This is a genomic window from Saccharopolyspora sp. (genome assembly GCF_017434145.1).
Lineage (GTDB): Bacteria > Actinomycetota > Actinomycetes > Mycobacteriales > Pseudonocardiaceae > Saccharopolyspora_C > Saccharopolyspora_C galaxeae.
This window is the reverse complement of record NZ_JAFRFW010000050.1, coordinates 1-6039: the sequence shown is the minus strand read 5'-3', so window position 1 is coordinate 6039 and position 6039 is coordinate 1. Positions and strand designations below refer to the sequence as shown.

6 protein-coding genes are annotated in these 6039 nt (G+C 66.8%); 3 read left to right on the top strand and 3 right to left on the bottom strand.

Annotated features, from left to right (window positions below; all coding sequences use genetic code 11):
• The 3 genes from IJH84_RS01325 to IJH84_RS01315 form a co-directional block, all read left to right on the top strand.
• The coding region (locus IJH84_RS01325; RefSeq protein WP_295139275.1) for an RHS repeat-associated core domain-containing protein at positions 1-2901 on the top strand (2901 nt) is incomplete at its 5' end.
• A gap of 2 nt (positions 2902-2903) precedes the next feature.
• Complete coding sequence (locus IJH84_RS01320) at positions 2904-3368, top strand: hypothetical protein (protein WP_295139272.1); 465 nt, start codon at positions 2904-2906, stop codon at positions 3366-3368.
• 261 nt (positions 3369-3629) lie between these two features.
• On the top strand, positions 3630-4265 hold the full coding sequence (locus IJH84_RS01315; RefSeq protein WP_295139270.1) for a carbonic anhydrase: 636 nt from the start codon (positions 3630-3632) through the stop codon (positions 4263-4265).
• Between the two features lie 160 nt (positions 4266-4425).
• On the opposite strand, the gene IJH84_RS01310 is transcribed toward IJH84_RS01315, so the two are convergent.
• The 3 genes from IJH84_RS01310 to IJH84_RS01300 all read right to left on the bottom strand — a co-directional run.
• On the bottom strand, positions 4426-4848 hold the full coding sequence (locus IJH84_RS01310) for a VOC family protein (protein ID WP_295139267.1): 423 nt from the start codon (positions 4846-4848) through the stop codon (positions 4426-4428).
• Positions 4849-4930: 82 nt separating this feature from the next.
• The gene (locus IJH84_RS01305) at positions 4931-5734 is read right to left on the bottom strand and encodes an AraC family transcriptional regulator (RefSeq protein ID WP_295139264.1); all 804 of its coding nucleotides are present in this window, start codon (positions 5732-5734) and stop codon (positions 4931-4933) included.
• A 55-nt stretch (positions 5735-5789) separates the two neighbouring features.
• A partial coding sequence (locus IJH84_RS01300; RefSeq protein ID WP_295139261.1) for a helix-turn-helix transcriptional regulator occupies positions 5790-6039 on the bottom strand: 250 nt, incomplete at its 5' end.

Below are 6039 nucleotides of genomic sequence, written 5' to 3'. Positions count from 1 at the left end.
CGCTACCGCTACCACGGCGAGCGGCTCACCGAAGTCATCAACGCCTCCGGCCAACCGTTGACGCTCGACTACGACGACGCCGGGCGCATCACGGGTTGGACCGACCGCAACGACTGCTGGTACCGCTACACCTACGACGCCGAGGGCAGGTGCGTGCGCACCGAAGGCTCCGGCGGCTCGCTGTCGGCCACCTTCCACTACGACCTCGACAACGCGATCACCCACGTCACCGACTCCCTCGGCCACACCACCGCCTACCTCCTCGACGACGACGGCCAAGTCGTCCGCGAAATCGACCCACACGGCGCCGAAACCCACTCCGAATGGGACGAACACCGCCGCCTCCTCTCCCGCACCGACCCGCTGGGCCGCACCACCAGCTACGAGTACGACGAGGACGGCAACGTCGCCTCCGTCATCCGCCCGGACGGAAGCCGCATCCGAGCCGAATACAACGACCTCCGACTCCCGATCACGCTTATCGCTCCGGACGGTGCGATTACGCGTAACGAATACGACGAACGCGGGAACCTGACCCGGTCTGTCGATCCGGCGGATGCGGCCACCGTTTACGGTTACGACGACCGCGGCCACTTGGCGCACGTGACCGATGCGCTGGACAGCACACGCCGGATCGATACCGACGCCGCAGGCTTGCCGATTGCGATCACCGATCCGGATGGCAGCGTCACGCGCTACGACCGAGACGCGTTCGGTCGAATCACCGCGACCACGGACCCGCTCGGCGGGGTTACCCGGCTCGGCTGGACGATCGACGGCAATCTCGCCTGGCGTACGCTGCCCGACGGCGCCACCGAACGATGGTTTTACGACGGCGAAGGCAATCTCCGCACTCATGTCGACCCGCTCGAACAGACCACGCACACCGAGGTCACACACTTTGATCTGCTCGCCGCCGAGGTCCGCCCGGACGGTACGCGGCTGAAATTCGCCTACGACACCGAGCTTCGGCTGAGTAGCGTAACCAACCAGCAAGGGTTGGTGTGGCGCTACGAGTACGACGCTGCCGGAAACCTGGTGCAGGAGACGGACTTCAACGACCGCGCGGTCACCTACACCTACGACGCCGCTGGACAGCTAATTTCCCGCACCAACGGTATCGGGCAGACGACGACGTTCGTGCGCAACGCCGTCGGTGATGTTGCTGAGCGGCGAACGCCCGACGATGTCGCGACGTTTCACCACGACGAGCTCGGGCGCCTGGTCGCGGCGGCGGATCTGGACACGCAGATCTCCTTCCAGCGCGATGAGGCCGGACGGGTGCTGGTTGAGAGTGTGAACGGACGAGCCGTCACCTCCGCCTACGATGCGTTGGGACGTCGAGTGCGCCGGTGGTCTCCGTCTGGTGCGGTGAGCGTTTGGGAGTACAACGCCTCCCACCAACCGGTGGCGTTGCACGCGGGCGATCGCACGCTGCGGTTCGAGTACGACGCGGCTGGGCAAGAGATTTCCCGGGCGCTCGGCGCGGGCGCCGTGCTGACGCAGGAATGGAATGCCAACCATCAGCTGCTCGCCCAGCGGCTGACCGGGACCGGTGGCGGGAACCTGCAACAACGCTCTTATAAGTACCGGCAGGACGGCCTCCTGGCCGGCATCGACGACGCGTTGAGCGGCTCGCGCACCTTCGACCTCGACCGCGTCGGCCGGGTCACAACGGTACGCGCGCGGGGCTGGAGCGAACGTTACGTCTACGACTCGGCGGGCAACGTCACCGATGCCGAGTGGCCATCGCCGGAGGGGGCCGGTGACTCGCCGACCGGCGGTGCCGCGGACGCTGAATCCGTCGGCACGCGCGAGTATTCGGGCACGCTTATCCGCCACGCCGGGAAGGTCCGCTACGAGCACGACGCCCAAGGTCGGCTGGTGCTGCGCCGGCAGAAGCGGTTGTCCGGAAAACCAGTCACCTGGCGCTATTTCTGGGACGCCGACGATCGTCTGACCGGAGTGATCACTCCCGATGGGACCCGCTGGCGCTACCGCTACGACCCGCTCGGCCGCCGGGTGGCCAAACAGCGTTTGGCGCCGGATCACCGAGTCGTGGAGCAGGTCGACTTCACCTGGGACGGAGTCGTCCTCGCTGAACAGGCCCATACCGATGGGGTCTCCAACGGTCCCGACCTCGGCGACGCCCGTGTCATGGTGTGGGATTACGAGCCCGGTACCTTCCGGCCGCTGACCCAGCGCGAACGCTCTCCACTGCGCGACGCTCCCCAGCAGTGGATCGACGAGCAGTTCCACGCCATCGTCACCGATCTCGTCGGCAGCCCGGCCGAGCTCATCAATGACGAAGGCGGCATCGACTCGTTCTACCGCACCACGCTGTGGGGTCGGCCGCTCGAACGCATGCCTGCGGATGCGTACACACCGTTGCGTTTCCCGGGCCAGTACCACGACGCAGAAACCGGACTCGACTACAACCTGCACCGGCACTATGATCCCGCGATCGGTCGTTATAGCAGCGGCGACATCTTGGGGCTCAGTGGTGGCTTACAGCCCCACAGTTACGTCCACAACCCGCACGCGTGGATCGACCCGCTGGGGCTGACGCCGTGTCCGGCGCTTCGACAGCGGATGCGCGACAATGCGCTGGATTCCGTCAACGGACGCCATCGACCGGACGGATCTCCGGTCGGCGACACCCACGCCGGCCGCGCCTACCAGAAACACATGAACCGACCTGGCACCTCATTGATCCCGATTTCGTCCGGCAAGGATCGGGCGGGAATGGCCGAGCACTTGGTCGACGATCTCCTGACCAATCCGCGCTCAGCCGTGCAGTCGTGGACCCACGGGCAGCACGGGCCTGTGCACGATGTGCTGCTCCGGGACATCGGCGCCAGATGGGCACAAAACGGCGACTTCATTGGATTCTTGGACTAGTTATGAACGACGAGGTGGATCTCCAGTCGGTGCTGCAGTCCCTTGCGGAGCAAGGTGGTGGACTGATTGAAATATACGCGTTCGACACCGGCGAGGACGAGTGGCGGAGTGTCGTTGAATGGCTAAATGGCAGTGGTCTTATCTTGTCGGTCGACGCGGACGATGGTGACTCTCGAGTTCCTCAGGTCGTGCCGGACATCTTCGCGGTCGACGGCGACGTGCGTACGACCATGTTCTGCAAAGTGGGTCGGCAGCGGTGGTGGACATCGTTCTATTCGCCTGATTGCGTCGACTTCCAGGGTGATCCGGAGCAAGTGGAAAACATAAGTGATGTCATGGACCTGATTGATTTCATGAAAGGTATTTCGCGGTCGGCGAGAAGGAGTACCGTGCTAGTTGCCGAGACGACCCGCCCGGAAAGAACAAATCCCTACATCAGGGTTCACGCTGCTTGCGAGGGCGAGTAACGACTGCCGCTTGCTGCCGGCGGCACCGCCGAATCCTCTTGCCGCTCGTGGCGAACCGAAAAGTCCCGGGCCGACTCGTCCGGGGACGTCTCGGCCGGGGGCTAACTACGAACGCGTCGGCGATGTCACGGCCACATCTGGGACGGCACCGTTCTCAGTCGTCCAACTCGCTGTGGGGGCCGGCGAATCTCCGTGATCGGACGCGGCCATCGTGACCGCTGACACGGTGCGCAGGGCCGTTGCTCAGGTAGCTTTTCGGCTATGTCCGACGACGCGCCCGCCACCCCCGCCGAAGCCTACGACCTGCTGGTGCAGGGCAACCGCCGCTTCGTGGACGGTTCCCCGCAGCACCCGAACCAGGACGCCGACCTGCGCACCTCGCTGGCCTCCGGGCAGCGGCCGTTCGCGGTGCTGTTCGGCTGCTCCGACTCGCGGCTCGCCGCCGAGATCATCTTCGATCGCGGGCTGGGGGACCTGTTCGTGGTGCGCACGGCCGGGCACGTCGCCGGTGCCGAATCGCTGGGCAGCATCGAGTACGGGGTGAACGTGCTCGGCGCGCCGCTGGTGGTGGTGCTCGGGCACGACTCCTGCGGAGCCGTCACCGCCGCTTCGAACGCCTACACCGACGGCAACTCGCCGACCGGGTTCGTTCGCGACGTGGTCGAGCGGGTGTACCCGAGCGTGCTCAGCGCACGGGCGGCCGGGACCACCGAGGTCGACGAGATCGTGGACGAGCACATCCGCCAGACCGTCGACTTCCTCCCGGAACGCTCGGTGGCGCTGGCCGAGCGGGCGCGCGAGGGCAAGTGCGCGATCGTCGGCCTGTCCTACAAGCTCAGCGAAGGCACCGTCCGGCTCGTCGCCTCCCGCGGCCCGATCGGTGAACAAGCGGGCTGAGCGGCTCGCACTTGATTCCGGGGCGCCGCTGCGGAAGCCACCGGCGCCTTTCCGGGGTCTCGATTGACCGCCGCTAGGTTCTGGGCAAGAAGCGGCGAAGCCGCTTCCGGCGATTTCCCGAGCAGCCGAAACCGCCGAGCGATCCGCTACGCAAACCGCGTCAGCCCGGGCTCAGTCCGCTTCCCGGCAGGAATGTCCCGAAGCACCAGAAGCCGTTCTCCGGGTCGCGCACCCCGTACTCCCGCTGCCCGTACGGCATGTCCGCAGGCTCGTACCAAATCGTCGCACCCGCGGACTTGGCCCGGTGGTAGTGCGCATCGACGTCGGCGACGTAAACCATGGTCCCCGCGTGTACCGCGGGTAGATCGCCGGGCGCGGCCAGCCCCATGTCCGGTTGGGCGCGGCTGAGCATCACGAACTTGTCCCCCATGCGCAGCGCGATGTTGCCGACCTCGCCTTCCGGGCTCCGATGGGTGGCGACTTCGGTGAAGCTCAGCGCTTCGACCAGGAAATCCCGGATGCGGGCGGGGTCCTTGTAGAGCAGGTAGGGAATGACGCTGGGTGTGGGGATGCCGTCGGGCATGGTGTGCTCCTCGTTGACGTGCGATCGCTGACGCCATCAACGTATGGCTGCCGGAAGCCGGCTGTATTGGACGTTTGTCAGCTCAGGGCCATTCGTCGTCGGTCGGTTCCGAGCGGCGCAGCCGCAGGTGTTGCTGGGGAGAGCTGCCTGCGAGCCGCCGGAACTCCCGGTTGAAATGCGCCTGATCGCTGTAGCCGGTGCGCATTGCCACTTCCGCCAGCGGTAGCCTGCCGTCCTCCACCAGGTCGGCTGCCCGCTCGAAGCGCCGCAGCCGGGTGAACGTCTTCGGGGCGACGCCGAAGGCGTGCCGGAAGCGGGTGCTCAGGTGCTGCCTGCTGTAGGCGAGTTCAGCGGCCAGCCGGGTGATGTCGAGGTTGCCGCCGCTGTCGCGAATGCACCGCCATGCCCAAGTCAACGCGGGTCCGGGGGAGCGGGCTGCGGCGAGGCGCGCGAGGAAGACCTCGTCGAGCAAGGCGAACCGGGACGACCAATCGGGTAGTTCTTGCAACCGTTCGGTGAGCCGGTCGGCCAGTGGCCCGAGCACGTCGGCCAACGCCACGATGCGGCCGGTGAGCGCGGACATCGGCACGTCGAGCAGCAGCCGCGCCCCGAGGACCGAGAGGTCGACCTGCACGCCGCGCACTCGGGTGGGCCAGCCGGTGAGCACGCTGGATTCCTGCAAGCCGCCGGTGAACGCGGCGATCGGCTCGCCGTCCAGTACGAACGGGTCGCCGAAGGAGATCACCAGTGGCAGCGTGGTGGTCGGCAGTTCACGTCGCCGCAGCTGCTGCGCGGAGGAGATCGCGTATCCCGCGTAGCGCAGTACGAGGCCGTCGAGGCGCGCATCCGGCGGGCGCCCCGTGAACTCCCAGTCAGCCGCCTCCATGACGGCCAGCCTAAAGGAGCTGGTGAGTGCGGGAACGCCAAGTTCGCCGCAGCGCTCACTCCGGTTCGTCGCGGAACCTGGCGGCCAGTTCGCCGCGGGAGCCGATGCCGAGCTTCCCGTAGATCCGGGTCAGGTGGTACTGCACCGTCTTCACCGACACGTAAAGCTCGACCGCGGCCTGCTTGTTGCTCATTCCCGCCGCGACCAGCCGCGCGACCGCGGTCTCCTGCGCGGTGAGTCCGGTGAGGTCGACCGCGCGGCGCGCGTGCATCCCGCCTGCCTTCAGCTCCCGCTCGCAGCGCTCG

Excerpts from the sequence above, each read along its gene's own strand:
- IJH84_RS01315 (WP_295139270.1), top strand. The coding sequence starts at position 3,630 with ATGTCCGACGACGCGCCCGCCACCCCCGCCGAAGCCTACGACCTGCTG.
- IJH84_RS01320 (WP_295139272.1), top strand. The coding sequence starts at position 2,904 with ATGAACGACGAGGTGGATCTCCAGTCGGTGCTGCAGTCCCTTGCGGAG.
- IJH84_RS01305 (WP_295139264.1), bottom strand. The coding sequence starts at position 5,734 with ATGGAGGCGGCTGACTGGGAGTTCACGGGGCGCCCGCCGGATGCGCGC.
- IJH84_RS01310 (WP_295139267.1), bottom strand. The coding sequence starts at position 4,848 with ATGCCCGACGGCATCCCCACACCCAGCGTCATTCCCTACCTGCTCTAC.